Origin of the sequence: Alteromonas sp. M12 (assembly GCF_037478005.1) — a bacterium.
GTDB lineage: Bacteria > Pseudomonadota > Gammaproteobacteria > Enterobacterales > Alteromonadaceae > Aliiglaciecola > Aliiglaciecola lipolytica_A.
This window is the reverse complement of record NZ_CP144164.1, coordinates 1,411,601-1,430,619: the sequence shown is the minus strand read 5'-3', so window position 1 is coordinate 1,430,619 and position 19,019 is coordinate 1,411,601. Positions and strand designations below refer to the sequence as shown.

Here is a 19,019-nt window from a genome sequence, read left to right as displayed (position 1 = left end):
TCGCTGAAGCGATAATCTAACCCACTAAGGCTAACAAGATACCGGCCGCTACTGCTGAGCCCAATACTCCTGCCACATTAGGTCCCATTGCATGCATCAGTAAGAAGTTATGGGGGTTGGCTTGCAACCCAACTTTGTTTACTACCCTTGCGGCCATAGGAACGGCTGACACGCCGGCTGCGCCGATTAAAGGATTGATATCTGCTTTGCTATACTTATTCATCAGTTTCGCCATTAGAACGCCTGTGGCTGTTCCTATAGCAAATGCCACAGCACCCAATGCAAGTATACCCAATGTTTCTGCTTTCAAAAATTTATCAGCAGACAACTTCGAACCAACAGCCAAACCTAAGAAGATAGTGACGATATTAATAAGCTCGTTTTGCGCAGTATTGCTCAAACGATCCACCACACCACACTCTTTCATTAAGTTACCCAAACAAAACATACCTACTAGCGGCGTTGCCGTCGGCAAAAACAGGATAGTCATTAGCAACACAGCTAATGGAAAAACGATTTTTTCTCGTTTAGACACTATACGCAACTGACCCATTTGAATTTTTCGTTCTTCAGGGGTCGTTAACGCTTTCATTATTGGTGGCTGAATAATAGGTACCAATGCCATGTAAGAATAAGCAGCAACAGCGATAGTGCCTAATAATTCAGGGGCTAATTTCGATGCTAAGAAAATTGCCGTTGGGCCATCCGCGCCACCGATTATGGCAATCGCTGCAGCATCTTTTAAGGTAAATTCAAGACCTGGAACAAAGTTTAGTAAAATCGCCCCTAACAAGGTGGCAAATATACCGAACTGTGCAGCGGCGCCAAGCAACAACATCCGTGGGTTAGCAATAAGCGCGCTGAAATCAGTCATTGCACCTACTCCCATGAAAATGAGAAGAGGGAACACCCCTGTATCAATTCCAACGGCATAAATGTAATGCAGTAAACCACCCATTTCGCTAAAACCAGCCAATGGAATATTGGTCAATAACGCACCAAAACCAATGGGCAACAATAATAGCGGTTCAAATTTCTTAACGATGGCCAAATATAGTAACAACAGGCCAACAACCATCATGATCACTTGACCAGCCTGGAAGTGTGCCAGCGCGGTGCTTTGCCATAGGATTTCTAACTTCTCCATGAAATTATCCTAAACTCAATAAAGCTTGACCTGATTGAACTGCATCGCCTTCTGATACAAGTACATCAGTCACGATACCGCTTTCGATAGCACGTATTTCTGTTTCCATTTTCATCGCTTCCATGATGATGACGACATCACCTTCGCTCACTTCGTCTCCTTCGCGAACTAAGATTTTGAATATATTACCCGCCAATGGCGCGTTTAATTCAACACCTTCGTCAGAAGATGGGGTGGCAGTTGGCGTCGCCGCTTCAGTGCTTTTAACTGAGGAAAGTTGACCACTTGGGGCAACCTCCACTTCATAAGACTTGCCATCAACACGCACAGAATAACTTTCTGCTTTACCTTGGGCTGGCGAAGATGCAGCTGACGAACTTGCAGGTTTTGCTTCAGTCTCGCCTGTAGGAGCAGGTTCAAATGCGTCAGGATTCCCTCTATTTTGCAAAAACTTCAAGCCGATTTGCGGGAATAATGCATAGGTTAATACGTCATCCACTTTTTCCTCAGCCAACTTAATATTTTGCTGTTGCGCAATTTCAGTCAATTCTGTGGTTAAGGCAGCTAATTCAGGTTCAATCAGATCAGCTGGTCGACAAGTAATAGGTTCTTGGCCATCTAATACTCTAGCTTGTAATTCTGCATTCACTGGCGCTGCGGTTGCGCCATACTCACCTTTAAGAACACCTGCAGTCTCCTTAGTGATGCTCTTATATCGTTCTCCGGTCAGCACATTTAATACAGATTGAGAACCCACAATTTGCGAAGTTGGAGTCACTAATGGAATAAAACCAAGATCTTCCCTTACTTTAGGAATTTCTTTGAGTACTTCATCCATTTTATCTTCAGCACCTTGTTCACGAAGTTGGTTTTCCATATTCGTCAACATTCCACCAGGCACTTGAGCAATTAATATTCGTGCATCAACGCCCTTCAAGCTACCTTCAAATTTAGCGTATTTTTTACGCACTTCTCTGAAGTAACTCGCGATTTCAGCCATCAGATGCAAATCTAAGCCGGTATCTCGGTCAGTACCTTCCACAATCGACATAATGGTTTCAGTTGCACTGTGCCCGTACGTCATACTCATAGATGATACCGCGCAATCAACCATATCAATACCCGCATCAATGGCTTTTTGATAAGTTGCGGTGCTTAGTCCAGTGGTTGCATGACATTGCATGGCAATAGGCACACTTATAATTTCTTTCAAGCGAGTAATTAGCTCTTCACATTCGTAAGGTTTCAACAACCCTGCCATATCTTTGATACACAAAGAATGTATGCCCATATCCTCTAAGGACTTAGCCATGTCTAGCCAACGCTCTAGGGTATGCACTGGACTTACTGTATAGGAAATCGTGCCTTGGGCATGTGCGCCTACAGAAACCACAGATTTAATCGCTGTTTCCAGATTTCGAGTGTCATTCATTGCATCGAAAATACGAAACACATCAACGCCATTGGTATGCGCTCTTTCTACAAACTTTTCAACTACATCATCTGCGTAGTGACGATACCCCAAAAGATTCTGCCCTCTTAGCAACATCTGCTGAGGTGTATTAGGCATGGCCTTTTTTAATTCACGGATACGATCCCAAGGATCTTCGCCAAGATAACGAATGCAAGAGTCGAATGTAGCGCCTCCCCAAGATTCCATTGACCAAAAGCCAACTTTATCTAATTTCGCTGCGATGGGTAACATATCGTCCAATCGCATTCTAGTGGCTAATAAAGATTGGTGCGCATCACGCAGTACCAATTCAGTTATTTTAAGGGGGTTGCTCATGGAAACTCCTAAAAAATCGATTTATTTAGACTATCTATTTTTTCGATATTGGTGAACTGCGGCGGTTATAGCCGCAATAGGCACGGAAGAATTTGATTTGTCATTAGACACTTTCCTTTGTGTCCTAGCAGGATGCGCAGGGACAACTTCTTCAGGAAATCTTCGGTTAATTGCAGCAATTAAGTTTACTGCGCCGATTAGTAGTGTAAGGAAAACAAACACCACAACCATACCCACTACCATTAGGTTGGCAGCTTCAATTAGTAATTCAGAAATGGACGTTTGCATATAATTCACACTGTTATTAGTTTAGGTATCGATAAGTATCACTTAAGCATTGAAAACTCAACCAAAATCCACAAAGCAAACTGTATTTTTAGGGTACTTATTCAACTATTTTGAATTTTTACCCACTCAAGTCGCTGATTAGGCGTCTCCACCAATCATTTAGCCACTTTATACTGTAAATCTGTTCGAATACTTTTAGCGTTAGCTATAAAGTTAATTTAATGCAAAGCAGCGCTATCATACCAATCGTCACGTTTAGATTAATATTACTTATTGGTAATTACTTATAAATATTTAATTTAACTTCGGGCATAAAAAAACCGCTTATAAAAGCGGTTTTTTTATTGCTTATACTTCAAATCATTTACATCGATTTTATATTTCTAACTTCTCGAGATACGTTCTTTAGCAAAACGCTATTCAAGCACAAAATCGTAGTTTTGATTTTCGAACCTCCTGCGGAGCTTCGATTCAAATATGGCGCGTGTGGAAGGATGATTTCAGGCATCCTGCCTTACACCCCTTCGGGGCCGTGCTGCGCACGTTCAAAATCGTTCCTGACGATTTTGTCGAACCTCCTGCGGAGCTTCGATTCAAATATGGCGCGTGTGGAAGGATTCGAACCTCCGACCGCCTGGTTCGTAGCCAGGTACTCTATCCAGCTGAGCTACACACGCGTGGTATTTAACTTCCTCTGTACTTACAACTGTCAAATTCTACATCTAGTCTTTAACAGTTTTATCGAATTTCCTACGGAGCTTCGATTCAATATGGCGCGTGTGGAAGGATGATTTCAGGCATCCTGCCTTCCACCCCTTCGGGGCCGCGCTTCGCACGTTCAAAATCGTTCCTGACGATTTTGTCGAACCTCCTGCGGAGCTTCGATTCAATATGGCGCGTGTGGAAGGATTCGAACCTCCGACCGCCTGGTTCGTAGCCAGGTACTCTATCCAGCTGAGCTACACACGCGTAAAAGACATTTGTTCCATTCCCGATAAAAAGGAATGGCGGAGAAGGAGGGATTCGAACCCTCGATAGGGCTACAAACCCTATACTCCCTTAGCAGGGGAGCGCCTTCAGCCACTCGGCCACCTCTCCAAATGTGGGAGCGAAGTTTACTGAATCACAAAAGGAAGTCAAACCTTTTTTTACACTTTACTACCTGTATGCTGGGATTTTAGACGATCAGCGTAAAACTGCAATAATATGATGGTATTTTGTACGAATTGATATGCTTATATTTTCGAGATAATTAAAACAATTATTAAAAATAAAAAAAAAAAAGGCTGGTTAACCAGCCTTCTTAGGTTTTTCACTTTACTTTATTCTACATCTTCGCTCGAATTGCCGGAACGTTCACTCGCAGTTCCATTTTTTTCTGCTTGAATGCGCATATAAATTTCTTCTCGATGCACAGATACTTCTTTGGGGGCGTTAACCCCTATTCTTACCTGATTCCCTTTAACACCCAATACAGTTACGGTGACTTCATCACCTACCATCAAGGTCTCACCTACACGACGGGTTAAAATTAGCATTCTATTGCTCCTTTTGCGTTATTCCACAATATTCCCTAATTAAAATTAGCGTATTTACCAGTTAACTCCAGAAAAATACACAATTAGCATTCCATGTTTTTGTCGTCACTTACAAAAACTCACTAATTAACACTTATAAGCGCTCTTCTAACCAACTATGTACAGAGTTAATAGCGGCATCAAGGTTTTCAGGTTGACTCCCTCCGGCTTGCGCCATATCGGGTCTCCCGCCGCCTTTACCGCCTACTTGACTGGCTACATAATTAACTAATTCACCGGCTTTAACTTTGCCAACTAGATCTTTAGTCACACCAACAATAACACTCACTTTGTTATCTGCTGGTAAACCTAAAACAATGACACCACTGCCGATTTGGTTCTTTAAGTCATCGACCATTGTACGTAAAGTTTTAGATTCTACACCTTCAACTTTAGTCGAAAGTACTTTCACCCCCTTTACATCAGTAGTCTTAGACGCCAAATCAGTTCCAGCTTGAGCAGCCATTTTCTGCTTAAGCTTAGATAATTCCTTCTCCAACTCTTTGGTGTGATCAACTACAGCAACGATTCTATTTTCTAAATTCGCAGCCTCTGACTTTAATAGACCAGAGATGCTGCTAATTAATTTCGATTGATCTTGCACATATTGTAATGCTGCTTGACCAGTAATCGCTTCTATTCGTCGCACGCCAGATGCAATGCCACTTTCGCTGACTATTTTAAATAAACCAATGTCGCCTGTTTGGTTGACATGAGTACCACCACAAAGTTCCAATGAAAACGGTCCCATCGATACTACGCGCACGTTTTCGTCGTATTTTTCACCAAACAACGCCATAGCACCGGCATTTTTAGCTTCTTCTAAGCCCATTAGTTTAGTATCTAGACGATGATTCAAACGAATGTGCTGATTGACGAGTGACTCGATTTCCAAAATTTGCTGAGGCGTAACCGCTTCAAAATGAGAAAAATCGAAACGTAAACGCTCTGCGTCCACCAATGAACCTTTCTGGTTAACATGCTCACCTAAGATAGTTTTTAACGCCGCATGCATTAAGTGAGTAGCACTGTGGTTTAACTTAATTGCTGAGCGACGTTGAGCTTCAACTTGAGCATCAACAACATCGCCAATTTTAATATCTTTATTCGCGATACCTTTGTGAGCAACAGCATCATTTAGCTTAACGGTGTCTAACACGTTAAATTCTGCAGAGTCACCTTTGAGTAATCCAGTATCCCCGACCTGACCACCAGATTCCGCGTAGAATGGCGTTTTTGAAAGCACTACAATACCAGAATCACCAGCTTTGATTTCAGTGACAGCGCCTTTGTCATTGAATAACTCGACAACCTCAGCGCGATCAGCTTCTAAATCGTAACCAACAAATTCACTGCTTGATTTAGCATGAATCGCTTCATTGTAATCTTTACCGAAGTTGCTCGCTTGCTGAGCTCGTTCCCGTTGTTGCGCCATCGCTTGATCAAAACCATCTTGATCAATAGTAAAACCTTTTTCACGGGCTACATCATTGGTTAAATCAGCAGGGAACCCATAAGTGTCATAAAGTTTAAATGCCAATTCTCCTGGAACAACTTCTCCCTCTAATTCTGACAATGCTTCATTGAGTATAGTCATACCTCGTTCCAAGGTACGAGAGAATTGCTCTTCTTCAACTCTGAGCACTTTTTCAAGGACCGGTTTTTGATCAATGAGTTCAGGGTAAGCTTCACCCATTTGAACTCCTAACTCGTCAATCAACTTGTAAAAGAAAATATCTTTCGCGCCCAACTTATATCCATGTCTTACGGCACGACGAATAATACGTCGCAATACATAACCGCGACCTTCATTCGATGGCATAACGCCGTCACAAATTAAAAATGCACATGAACGAATGTGGTCTGCAATCACTCGTAAGGATTTGTCTTCTAAGTCCGTTGAGCCCACAATTTTTGCTGCAGCGGCAATAAGCTTCTGAAAGATATCAATTTCATAATTGCTGTGAACGTTCTGCAAAATCGCGGAAATACGCTCAAGCCCCATACCCGTATCAATTGAAGGTTTAGGTAGCGGGTGCATGACGCCATCGGCAGTTCGGTTGAACTGCATAAAAACTAGGTTCCATATTTCAATAAAACGGTCACCGTCTTCTTCAGGCGTACCTGGACGTCCACCCCAAATATGTTCTCCGTGATCGTAAAATATTTCGGAGCACGGTCCGCAGGGGCCAGTATCTCCCATTGACCAAAAGTTATCTGAGGTTGCGATGCGTATAATTTTATCTGCTGGAATACCAATCTCTTTGTTCCATATATCAAAAGCTTCATCGTCTTCATGATAAATGGTGACTAATAGTTTCTCTTTAGGTAGGCCTAATACTTCGGTTAGGAACGTCCAAGCATGGTGAATAGCTTGTTGTTTGAAATAATCCCCAAAGCTGAAATTCCCCAGCATTTCAAAAAATGTATGATGTCGCGCTGTGTAGCCAACATTTTCCAAATCGTTATGCTTTCCACCCGCTCTGACACAACGCTGAGAAGACGTTGCTTTGTTGTAGCGTCGCTTTTCAGTACCAAGAAAAACATCTTTAAATTGGTTCATGCCTGCATTGGTAAATAAAAGCGTAGGGTCATCCGCCGGGACCAATGAAGAACTGGGAACAATTTGATGACCATGATTGGCAAAATAATCCAAAAAGGCGCGTCTAATTTCAGCGGTAGTTTTACTCATTCATTTTCCTGATTTAAAAGTTGTCGGACAAGCACAATGCTTGCTAATTAGGCTATAGGCGGCGAACGATACCACAAATGAGGGAACCTTGTTAAGCCGTGAATTTGTCAAGCTGTATTGATCATTCTCATTCATTAGGTTCGCCTTTTAAAGCAATTCGAATTTGTTCGTGATTAAAACCACGATATTGCAAAAAACGCATGCGCTTTTGTTTGTCTTGCCAATCCCGTATCGGCGTATCACCGTATTTTTTACGATAAGCTTGAATGGCTGTCTCAGCAAAATCTGTTTCACAGTCGGCAAAACTGTTTGATACTATCATTTCGTCAATATTATGTTGTTGTAACTCAACTTGGATACGTTTAAGCCCCTGCCCTTTCAACACTCTATTTCGAATAAATGCTTCGACAAAACGTTTATCACTTTGAATATCTTTTTCTGCAAATAAGGCGATTTGCTGTTTAACTAAACCGCTATCTAAGCCTTTTAATGTGAGCTTTGTGACTAACTCATGTTGACTATGTTCTCGACGAGCTAACAGACGAGTAATAGAATGATTGATGATCTTCACATCATTGTCTGACATATTAATAGCCTATCAACTTGATTCATCGGAACCTTTGTATTGTTTTTTCAATTTATTCATTCAATCGACGAAGTACCTAAACAGATCTGGGATGATTTAAATCAAAATCAAGCGCTGTTTTGTAGTTACCCATTTTTAGCGGCCTTAGAGCAATCCGGTTCTGTTGGCGGTGACACAGGATGGATACCTCATCATTTGGTAGCTTATCAGGATGAGGCGGTTATCGGTATCCTACCAATGTACAAAAAAAGCCATAGTTATGGCGAATATGTGTTTGATTTTGCTTGGGCAGAAGCATATCAGCGTTATCACAAACAGTATTACCCCAAATTAGTCAATGCAATTCCCTTTACACCTGTTACCGGTACGCGTTTGTTAACCAATAATAAAACTGACCCAGTAAAGTTATTGGAAAAAATGTACCTGTATATAAAACAACAATTGCCTGCCCTGGACGCATCTTCTGTACACTTTCTGTTCCCCTTTGAAAAAGTCAGTCAACAGTTGCAAGGCCTTGGTGCAGTGCAACGAAGAAGTGTCCAGTTTCAATGGTTTAACCGTGGCTACCAGCATTTTGATGATTTCATAGCCACCTTTACCGCCCGACGCAGAAAAAGTGTGCGCAAAGAAAGACAAAAAATTGCGCAGCAAGAATTAACCGTCAAACGCTTTCATGGCGAAACCTTAACCTCAGTAGAAATGGATTTCTTTTATCTTTGCTATTGCCAGACCTATTTAAAGCGTAGCGGTCATAGTGGTTACTTAAACAAATCTTTCTTTACAAATATTCTCGAAAATATGCGACAGAACATCTTATTGGTGATTGCTTCGCACAATGACACCCCCGTGGCTGGGGCACTTTATTTATATGATCAAACACAGTTGTGTGGTCGATATTGGGGCGCAATAGAAGACTTTGATGGTCTGCACTTTGAATGTTGTTATTACCAAGGCATTGAATTCTGTATCCAGCAAAACTTAGCCAGCTTTAACCCGGGCACTCAAGGAGAACATAAAATTCTAAGGGGATTTGAGCCGATATTTTGTTATTCAAATCACAGGTTAGATGATCCCTCCTTCCAAGACGCAGTATCACGTTTTGTTAAGCAAGAAGCCCCTGGTATTGAAGCCTATAAAATTAGTGCCGCTGAAGTATTACCGTTTAAAAAATCACAAGACTAACGAAGTTACTACTTACGCCAGACTAACAGATGATTATTGGCCGGCATCTGAATCATATCGTCTAAGGTTAAAGACGTGGCCCAGTTTTTTAACTCAGCAATGTCACGGATACCGCCAAAACCTCTTTGTTGTAGGCTTTGGTCAAACTGCGCATTACTCTGACTAGTATATTTACCGTCAAATTTAAAGGGGCCATACTGACAGAAAACCCCAGTTTCTGGTAAATTTATAGCGACAGTTTGCATCATCAATTGGGCTTCATGAGGCTGCATAATGTGAGTGGTATTCGCACTAAAAACGCCGTTTACGTCTTGAAAAGACCAGCTATCTTTGCCAATGAAGAATTCTTCAGGAGGCAACACATTTGTGCATTTTGCTTCCTCTAACCACGCATTAATACTGGCGTGGTTGTCAGCAATATCTGTCGGTTGCCAAGTTAGATGTGGCAATGCAGGTGCAAAAAATGCAGCATGCTGCCCTGTGCCAGAACCAATTTCCAATACCTTGGTTTGATTGGCAAAATGCACAAGCAGTTGCTCTAAGATAGGTGCCTTATTATTCTCACAAGGTTGTGAAAAGTTTTTGTTATCGAACATCCGTCACCTACTATTTATAAGGTTAGCCGTTTAGATTCGGAGCAAGCCACTTCTGAGCATACTCCAAGCTCCATCCTTTACGCTGTGCGTAATCCTCAAGTTGATCTTGTTGAATTTGAGCGACTGCAAAATAGCGTGCATCAGGGTGTGAGAAATACCACCCAGATACAGCCGCGCCTGGCCACATCGCGTATGACTCAGTAAGCTGCATACCGGTCGCATTTTCAGCGTCCAATAGATCCCAAATAACTTGTTTTTCAGTATGTTCAGGACATGCAGCGTAGCCAGGTGCAGGGCGAATACCCTGATACTTTTCGCGAATCAAATCTTCATTAGTTAACTGTTCGTCTGCAGCATAACCCCAGATTTCTTTTCTGACTTTTGCATGCAAATACTCAGCAAAGGCTTCTGCTAAACGATCAGCAATGGCTTTGACCATAATACCGTTGTAGTCATCACCATCATCAATGTAAGCTTGAGCTAATTCATCTTCACCTATGCCAGCAGTAACGGCAAAAGCGCCAATATAGTCGGCTTTTTTACTGGCTTTGGGCGCAATGTAATCGCTTAAACAGTAATTAAACCCTTTTGGCTTTTGGGTTTGTTGACGCAAATGATGAGCTACCTGAATCGTGTTCTGGCGACTATCATCGGCATAAATTTCAACATCATCACCTACACGGTTCGCAGGGAAGATGCCAACCACGCCTTTGGCAGCCAAGCTACCTTCTTCACACAGCTTTTTCAGCATAGTAGTGGCATCGTGAAACAGCTTTTTAGCTTCTTCGCCAACCACTTCATCATCTAAAATTCGTGGGTATTTACCCGCAAGCGACCAAGTTAAAAAGAAAGGTGTCCAATCAATGTAATCAACCAATTCCGATAACTCAACATTTACCGTTTGCACACCTAAAGTTTTGGGTACTGGAGGATGATATACCTGCCAATCACAATCAAAACGATTTTCTCTTGCGGCAGCTAAACTTACAGGTTTAGAACGGGGCTTTTTACGTGCATGCTGCTCTCGGACGACGTCGTATTCTTTTTGCAATTGCGCTACGTATTCAGGTCTAAATTCATCCGAAATCAACTTCTGACAAACCCCGACGGCTCGGCTGGCATTAGGCACATAAACCACAGGTCCGTGATAGTTTTGTTCAATTTTTACCGCAGTATGGGCTTTTGATGTGGTGGCACCGCCGATTAATAACGGTAGATCTAATTCTAAGCGTTGCATTTCTTTTGCGACGTGTACCATCTCATCCAAAGAAGGAGTGATTAACCCTGACAGTCCGATCATATCGACGTTTTCATCTTTGGCCACTTGCATAATTTTAGCAGCCGGCACCATTACGCCTAGATCGATAATTTCATAGTTATTACATTGCAAAACCACACCAACAATATTTTTACCTATGTCGTGCACATCGCCTTTTACTGTTGCCAACAATATTTTACCGTTGCTACTGCTTTGGTCTTTTTCAAGTTCGATGTAAGGTTCAAGGTAGGCCACAGCCTTTTTCATCACTCGGGCAGATTTTACCACTTGAGGTAAAAACATTTTACCTTCGCCAAATAAATCACCTACCACGTTCATGCCGTCCATTAATGGACCTTCGATAACATGCAAAGGTTTCTCAGCTTCTAAACGTGCAGCCTCAGTATCTTCAACGATAAAGTCGGTAATACCTTTAACTAAAGCGTGCTCTAGACGCTTACTAACTGGGAATTCACGCCACTCTAGATTCTCTTTTACAACCGCTTTGCCGTCACCTTGATATTTGGGTGCCAGCGCCAATAGATTATCAGTGGCCTCTGGGTGGCGATTAAGAATCACATCTTCAACAGCGTCTTTTAATTCCTTAGGGATATTGTCGTAAACTTCTAACTGGCCGGCATTCACAATCGCCATGTCCATGCCTGCTTTAATGGCATAATACAAAAACACCGAATGCATTGCTTCGCGAACTGGGTTATTGCCGCGAAATGAAAAGGAAATATTCGATAAACCACCAGAGATATGACAGTGCGGTAGATTTTGTTTTATTTGACGAGTCGCTTCGATGAAATCAACCGCATAGTTGTTGTGTTCTTCTATCCCCGTGGCTACGGCAAAAATGTTCGGATCAAAAATAATATCTTCTGGAGGAAAGCCGATTTTTTCAGTTAATAGTTTATAACTGCGCTCACATATCTCGTATTTTCTAGCTTGTGTGTCGGCTTGACCTTTTTCATCAAACGCCATCACAACAGTCGCAGCACCATATCGTTTCAGCAGTTTTGCTTGCTTTAAAAAGGGTTCTTCCCCCTCTTTTAAACTAATCGAGTTAACAATGGCTTTTCCCTGAACACACTTTAAGCCAGCTTCGATGACGCTCCATTTAGAGGAGTCAATCATGATAGGGACTCGTGAAATGTCTGGTTCAGAGGCAATTAGACATAAAAATCGTACCATGGCAGCTTCGGAATCCAACATGGCTTCATCCATGTTGATATCGATGACTTGCGCACCATTTTCAACTTGCTGACGAGCCACATCTAACGCTGCTTCATAGTTATCTTCGAGGATCAGACGTTTAAACATTGCTGAACCTGTAACGTTGGTACGTTCCCCTACGTTTACAAAGGTAGCACTGGTATTTTGTTGTTCTTGTGACACGAAAAACTCCTGTTAATGCACAAAGGGTTCTAAACCAGACAAGCGCATTTTAACTTCTTTTTTGACTGGAACCCGAGGCGCAATGCCTTCTACGGCTTTTGCAATTGCAGCAATATGTTCTGGCGTACTGCCGCAACATCCACCGACAATATTCACCAATCCTGATTTCGCCCATTCTTGGATATGTTCTGCCATTTCATCTTCTTCCATGTCGTATTCCCCAAACTCATTCGGTAAGCCCGCATTAGGGTGCGCAGAAACCAGACACTCAGCTTGGTTAGCAATCTCTTCTACATACTGACGTAATAGATCCGGTCCAAGGGCACAATTGAGCCCAAATGACACAGGGTTGATATGTCGCAGTGAATAGTAAAAAGCTTCAGCAGTTTGCCCTGATAAAGTACGGCCAGAGGCATCAGTGATAGTACCTGAAATCATAACGGGTAGAGTAATACCTAACTCATCAAACACAGTGTCTACTGCGAAGGCAGCCGCTTTAGCGTTCAATGTATCAAAAATAGTTTCAATTAGAATTATGTCTGCCCCGCCCTCAATCAAACCGTGTGTCGCTTCTGAGTAGGCTGCTACCAGTTGATCAAAATTCACATTACGCTTACCCGGATCATTTACATCGGGAGAAATTGAAGCCGTGCGGTTTGTGGGTCCTAAGACGCCCGCAACAAAACGAGGTTTATCGGGCGTTTTTGCGGTGTACTCATCCGCCGCTTTACGGGCTAACTTAGTTGCTTCTATATTAATTTCTTTGGCCAGGGATTGCATATCATAATCAGCCATGGCAATAGTGGTAGCATTAAAGGTATTGGTTTCGATTATGTCAGCGCCAGCTTCGAAATATTGGCAATGAATATCATAAATAATTTGTGGTTGACTCAATACAAGCAAGTCGTTATTGCCTTTGACATCACAATGCCAATCGACAAATCGATCACCGCGGTAATCATCTTCTTCCAGTTTATGCCGTTGAATCATAGTTCCCATTGCACCGTCAAGAATAAGAATTCGTTGCTGTGCAATGGAGTAGAGTTGTTCGGTGTTATTTTGCGCCACGCAATTACCTCTTATTTTTTACTTGGAAGATCAGCAAGATCAAACGGTGTCGTCTGATAAACATAATAGTTTAACCAGTTTGTAAACAGAAGCGAACCATGGGAGCGCCATGTTACATGATAGGGCTGACTGGGATCATCATTTTCGTAATAGTTTTCTGGAATTTTCGGCGCTAACGCATTATTGCTATCACGCTTAAACTCCTGATCCAGTGTTTCAGGATCATATTCTGGGTGCCCAGTGACGCATACCATTCGTTTATCTTTTGAGGCGACTAAATACGCCCCAGTTTTTTCCGAACTGGCTAATACATTTAGCCCCTCAACACTTTTATATATGTCGATGGGAATTTCCCCAAAACGAGAATGGGGTGCATTGAACTGCGGATCAAAGCCGCGCATTAACGCATCGTGTGGTTCGTTCACATTATGGGTGTAAACACCGGAAAGCTTGTCGTTTCGAAGTTGACGATTGTGCCCGTAAAAATGAAACATGGCAGCGTGGGCCGCCCAACAAGAATATAAAGTAGACTGCACATGACGTTGTGTCCACTCCATAATAGTGGTGATTTTGTCCCAATATTTGACGTCAGCATAATCGAGGTGAGCAATGGGTGCACCGGTGATAATAAACCCATCGTAATTTTTATGAGCCACGTCATCAAAAGACAAATAAAAGGCATCCATATGGGCTTTAGGTGTATTCTTAGGTGCCTGATTATCGATGCGAATAAGATCAATATTAATCTGTAATGGCGTATTGGAAAGAAGTCGTAAAATCTGAACTTCAGTTTCAATCTTATTCGGCATTAAATTCAAAATGCCCACTTCTAGAGGACGAATGTCTTGCTTAGCAGCGGCTTCGCTGTCCATAACGAATATATTTTCCGCGTTCAAGACCCCTTGGGCGGGAAGATCACTAGGTATTCGAATAGGCATAAGTTCTCCAATGTGGTTGTAAGAAAACAAATTTCGCCTATTCACACTCAAAAGTCAACATCTTTACGTCTAGACGTCTAAACGTTTATCCGGCCTATACACTTTATACCTGAGAATTTTTATTTCACATATTCGAAATAACCTTAATTATTCTTATTCCTCACATAAAATTGGTTAACTGAAATTGGAGCAAATAATCAACTTTTAGCCATTATTGTTGTTGTTCTACACTGCTGAAATATATCCATTTCTGGTTGATAAATGCTGCTTTTTACATTGGTTAAACCTAACAGGGTGTCAAAAATATTGTCTTGTGAGAAATCAGAATTCAATTTGCTGGAAATACAGTCTTTAAAATTAGCATCCGCTAATTCAGTACTCCAGTACAACATAGGCACATGAGTTTGCTCTTCAGGGGCAATGCTGTAGGGAAAGCCATGCAAATAAAGTCCATTTTCACCTAATGATTCGCCATGGTCTGAAATGTACAACAAGGACTTATTGGCTACATTACTTTGCTGCAGAACCGCAATAACTTTACTTAATACAAAGTCGGTATAAGCAATAGTATTGTCATATGTATTTTTTAACTGGTTTTCGCTGCAATGTTGAATATCACTTTGCGGACAATCTGGCATAAAAGGTTTAAATGTATCGGGATAGCGCCGGAAATAAGTAGGACCATGGGAACCGATCATATGTAAGACGATAAGTTGATTGTCGGATTTATGCTGGCTAATTTGTTGTTGCAATTTTTCGATAAGAATTTCATCAAAACAATAATCACCATCACACAACGTTGAGTCTTGAGTTGGATCAAAACGAATTTCACTCACTCTTTCACATACCCCTTTACAAGTACTGTTATTATCAATCCAAGTGACGTCCACGCCTGCTCGATGAATTATATCTAAAGCATTATCTTGACTACTCGCCACTCGACTTTCGTATTTGCTTCGTGGTAAACGAGAAAACATACATGGCACAGACACTGCGGTAGCAGTACCGCAAGAGCTTACCTGTTTAAAACTGAGTATTGGGGTTTGTGCCAAAAACTTATTGGTATTGCGAGTATAACCATTCAACGAAAAGTTCTGTGCACGGGCAGTTTCCCCGACCACAACTATTGTTAAGTTTTGTTGTCCTTGTTTTGACGGCTTGATCGTTGGCGATTTATCTAAAACTTTAAAGGGCAAAGGGGGATAAAAATAATTATCTCGTAAATACCTAAATCCAGAATCATAAAATGCAAAAGGGACAATATACTTAAATAAATTATGATTATTTCTGCCTACCGCTGCGTAATCTTTATACAGGAAAGTAACAATCGAAGCAGTGACGATTAGTGCAAGCAGATTTATCGTTAACACACTTTTTATTCGGCTTTTTAAATCTCCTTTAACCTTTATTTTAAACATCAATATTGCAGGGACAACTCCCAGCAGAATAAAGTAGATAAGAAAACTAATATTCAAATAAGATGAGGCTTCACCAGAATTGGTTTCAGCAATGTTTTGAATCATGCTTTTATCAAAAATGACACCGTATTGAAACGTTGCATAAAACAATAAGCATGACACTAGCACTGTGACCGCAGATATAGTTCTGGGAAAAACTATTCCTCCCAAAATACTAGTGATTATAATGGTTAGACTAAACAATAATAGAATAACTGAAGCGTAGAAACTCCATTGTGACAAGTTGTTAGGTTGAATGGCTGCAAATACACCATTTAAAAAACAATAATTAAATACAAATACAATAAATAACGAATTTATCGCGATAATTTGTGCGCCAGTATATTCATGTCGCATTAGCTTTAAAATTACATTCATCTTGTTTCATTTATGGTTGATTACACAAGCTATTTTAGAAGCCAAACCTTAGCTGAAACTGAAGATAAACTGATGTTTTGCAATAATTTTTTAAATAAAAACAATTCTATAATTTAATTTAAAATCTCTACTGTCTGAGTTGAACTTTTTGCAGTTATTGATATGTTTTTTTGATTCAAATAGGCACTTAGGGTTTGGGAATATACTGATATTCAATAATATTGCCCTGTGGTTTATGAAGCTGTGGTTTAGGACACCCATTTACGCGACTAGCGGTATTTAATAATACCCAATCAGTGCGGTGGGCAAACCCAAGATGTATGGCTTTATTTTTATCAAAACAAAGCCCCTCGACTAACTCAAAACTTAGCAATATAAATCGGTTTTTACTGGTTCCTATCCACTGGTAAGCCGCTTTAACTTGCTCTGCATTGTCAGTGTGATAACCAAAATGAGTAATAGGATAAGGGGAAAATAGAATAAATTGCTCGGCAAAATCGACTAGCCCAACTTCAGCATTTTGCGGAACAATATGTTGCATTTGTTGAAATATTTTTTTCGGCGTTTTAACCACTTCTAATAAACCGTATCCCCAAGTAGAGTACAAAATCCATAACACAGATATAAATAGCGGCCAGCTCCGCCACTGCTGTTGTTTGACTGTGATAAGTGTGCCCAGGAGTCCAGCCAAACCAATTGATATAAAAAAGTACCAAGGTGAAATAGCGTATTCAGTCACTAGCTTTTGGGTAAAACTGGCATTGCTTAATCCAGCCAATGCGAAAGCTAATAAGCCTAAAGATATACCAGTCACCAGTGCCCATAAAATCCAATTGACGGCCCGTCGCTGTAAAATTTGTCGCACATAAGGTGCACTGATTAAGGCTAACATTGGCAAAGCTGGCAATATATATACGCCTCTTTTGCCTGGACTGATACTGAAAAACACTAACACGAGTACAATCCACGTTAGCGGCAGAATTACCCGGGCATCCTGCTTTTTGATTGCGCGTATCCAATGAGGAATTAACCACGGAATGAAAATGCTTAGGGGTAACCAAAAGGCAGGGATTACGGATACGAAATAATACCAAAATGGTTTAATATGATGCCAAGAATCAGCATAACGAGTAACTGTTTGTTTAAACAAAATATTATCGCGATATTGTTCTAATAACGGATTGTGGCTTAGTTCAACTAATACCAACATAGGTACAAACCACAAACCTATTGCTAAAAGCATGACCAATAGTCCCAGCAACCACTTAACAATAGACTCATTATCCGGCTTAAGTATTGAGTGATAATTGCAAATAAAGCGCATAAACATATACGGAATCAATATCAATATAGGTAAAAAGCCTACGCCTTTGGTGATAACACCGATTCCCATAAAAAAACAGGCTAAATAGAACCATCGCCATTTAGCGTCAAATAGCAAAAACCTCAAGAAACCATAACAACCAAGGGTGATCCACGCACAAACCATTGCATCAATTTGCGCACTTTTAGCTTGCAGCATAAATTGAAAGCTAAACACTAGTAGTAGACCTGCTATAAAACCAGTTTCTGGGTTCCATAGCTTACGTCCAATATCAAATACTAAATAAATAGTAAGTAGTGAACACAGCGCAGAAGGCAATAAGAAAGCTATATTTAAAGAGCCGAACAATGCGTAAAAAATCGCGATTGACCACATAAATACAGGTGGTTTATCAGGATAAAACTCTGCCGCTCTGGCCGGGAAAAACCATTGACCAGTTTCTACCATCTCTTTAGCAATTTGTGCGAAACGAGGTTCATCTGCAGGCCATGGATCGCGAAATCCTAATCCCACAAAAATTAAGATGATCGAAATGAGCAAAAGTACACCCAAAAGCTGCAGTTCGCGCGCATGTTTTTGAGAAGATAAATGGAACTGAATTAAATGCGTAATCATGTCACTATTTATGACCGCTCGTGGCAGCAAATTGAGCAGTATTTTGTGCACCGGTGCTAGTGATTAAGTACTTATCAGCCTTAAACTTTTTATAGACATAAAGACTTAACAAACTGGATATGGCGAGAAATACAACACTGAGAGTGATCTTCCAATAAGATTGCACCACAACCCCCTTTCCCATAAGCGCAAAAATAGCCATCTGAGGGATGTAACCAAACATAGATCCCATCACAAATGGCCAAATTTTAATAGTGGTTACTCCCGCCGTTATATTGGTAATGAGGTTATTGCCAACTGGCAACAACCTAACAATAATTGTTTTTATAAAAACTTGATTAGTCAAAAAACGATTGAGACCGATCACTTTGTTTGGGAAAAAGTGCGTGACCACAGGTTTGGCATAAAAACGAGAAAGAAGCATGGTGAGTAAACAACTCAACGTAATCGCAAACGTCGAATAAACTACACCTTCAGCAAAGCCAAAGGCATAGCCGCTTAGAAAAGCGATGAATTGTCGAGGAGCGCCCAAAGACGCCAGTAAACCGCTAACTAAAATAAAGTTAATAATCCCCTGCCATCCATTGTCTCGAGTGTGAGCATCTATCCACGATTGATTAAATGTATTAAACGATGGGATCTGAGCTAGTAGCTCACTACCAATTAAACAAATCAATAATAAAGGTATTAGACGTACAAAAACGTTGAGAAACAACTTCAAAA

Annotated in this window: 14 protein-coding genes and 3 tRNA genes; 1 reads left to right on the top strand and 16 read right to left on the bottom strand. The window is 41.0% G+C overall.

Annotated features, from left to right (window positions below):
- Positions 1–16: 16 nt before the first annotated feature.
- From VUI23_RS06095 to VUI23_RS06055, 9 genes are all read right to left on the bottom strand, one after another.
- On the bottom strand, positions 17–1,147 hold the full coding sequence (locus VUI23_RS06095) for a sodium ion-translocating decarboxylase subunit beta (protein ID WP_216050096.1): 1,131 nt from the start codon (positions 1,145–1,147) through the stop codon (positions 17–19).
- A 4-nt stretch (positions 1,148–1,151) separates the two neighbouring features.
- Positions 1,152–2,936: a sodium-extruding oxaloacetate decarboxylase subunit alpha gene (gene oadA, locus VUI23_RS06090; RefSeq protein ID WP_342807324.1), complete on the bottom strand. Its 1,785-nt coding sequence runs from the start codon at positions 2,934–2,936 to the stop codon at positions 1,152–1,154.
- 30 nt (positions 2,937–2,966) lie between these two features.
- A complete protein-coding gene (locus VUI23_RS06085; protein WP_303499460.1) occupies positions 2,967–3,224 on the bottom strand; it encodes an OadG family transporter subunit in 258 nt (85 codons plus the stop codon).
- A gap of 600 nt (positions 3,225–3,824) precedes the next feature.
- Positions 3,825–3,901: transfer RNA gene (locus tag VUI23_RS06080), tRNA-Arg, on the bottom strand.
- Positions 3,902–4,116: 215 nt separating this feature from the next.
- Positions 4,117–4,193, bottom strand: a tRNA-Arg gene (locus VUI23_RS06075).
- 36 nt (positions 4,194–4,229) lie between these two features.
- Positions 4,230–4,322, bottom strand: a tRNA-Ser gene (locus VUI23_RS06070).
- A gap of 224 nt (positions 4,323–4,546) precedes the next feature.
- Positions 4,547–4,762 (bottom strand): carbon storage regulator CsrA, encoded by a 216-nt coding sequence (csrA, locus tag VUI23_RS06065; protein ID WP_216050093.1) that lies wholly within the window; start codon positions 4,760–4,762, stop codon positions 4,547–4,549.
- Positions 4,763–4,895: 133 nt separating this feature from the next.
- Positions 4,896–7,493: an alanine--tRNA ligase gene (alaS, locus tag VUI23_RS06060; RefSeq protein WP_342807322.1), complete on the bottom strand. Its 2,598-nt coding sequence runs from the start codon at positions 7,491–7,493 to the stop codon at positions 4,896–4,898.
- Between the two features lie 127 nt (positions 7,494–7,620).
- Positions 7,621–8,079 (bottom strand): regulatory protein RecX, encoded by a 459-nt coding sequence (locus tag VUI23_RS06055; RefSeq protein WP_216050091.1) that lies wholly within the window; start codon positions 8,077–8,079, stop codon positions 7,621–7,623.
- 39 nt (positions 8,080–8,118) lie between these two features.
- Here VUI23_RS06055 and VUI23_RS06050 point away from each other — a divergent pair, with 39 nt between their 5' ends.
- Entirely contained in the window at positions 8,119–9,261 is a 1,143-nt protein-coding gene (locus tag VUI23_RS06050) for a GNAT family N-acetyltransferase (protein WP_342807320.1), read from the top strand.
- 8 nt (positions 9,262–9,269) lie between these two features.
- Here the strand turns inward: VUI23_RS06050 and VUI23_RS06045 are convergent, their stop codons facing one another.
- The 7 genes from VUI23_RS06045 to VUI23_RS06015 form a co-directional block, all read right to left on the bottom strand.
- Positions 9,270–9,857: a DUF938 domain-containing protein gene (locus VUI23_RS06045; RefSeq protein WP_342807318.1), complete on the bottom strand. Its 588-nt coding sequence runs from the start codon at positions 9,855–9,857 to the stop codon at positions 9,270–9,272.
- 22 nt (positions 9,858–9,879) lie between these two features.
- Positions 9,880–12,516: a methionine synthase gene (metH, locus tag VUI23_RS06040; RefSeq protein WP_342807316.1), complete on the bottom strand. Its 2,637-nt coding sequence runs from the start codon at positions 12,514–12,516 to the stop codon at positions 9,880–9,882.
- A 12-nt stretch (positions 12,517–12,528) separates the two neighbouring features.
- Positions 12,529–13,584, bottom strand: a complete 1,056-nt coding sequence (locus VUI23_RS06035; protein WP_216050087.1) for a homocysteine S-methyltransferase family protein — start codon at positions 13,582–13,584, stop codon at positions 12,529–12,531.
- Positions 13,585–13,595: 11 nt separating this feature from the next.
- Positions 13,596–14,522: a homoserine O-succinyltransferase gene (metA, locus tag VUI23_RS06030; protein WP_216050086.1), complete on the bottom strand. Its 927-nt coding sequence runs from the start codon at positions 14,520–14,522 to the stop codon at positions 13,596–13,598.
- Between the two features lie 197 nt (positions 14,523–14,719).
- Positions 14,720–16,357: a phosphoethanolamine--lipid A transferase gene (locus VUI23_RS06025; protein ID WP_342807314.1), complete on the bottom strand. Its 1,638-nt coding sequence runs from the start codon at positions 16,355–16,357 to the stop codon at positions 14,720–14,722.
- 187 nt (positions 16,358–16,544) lie between these two features.
- A complete protein-coding gene (locus tag VUI23_RS06020) occupies positions 16,545–18,221 on the bottom strand; it encodes a glycosyltransferase family 39 protein (protein ID WP_342807312.1) in 1,677 nt (558 codons plus the stop codon).
- Between the two features lie 79 nt (positions 18,222–18,300).
- Positions 18,301–19,017 (bottom strand): VTT domain-containing protein, encoded by a 717-nt coding sequence (locus VUI23_RS06015; protein ID WP_342807310.1) that lies wholly within the window; start codon positions 19,015–19,017, stop codon positions 18,301–18,303.
- Positions 19,018–19,019 lie beyond the last annotated feature (2 nt).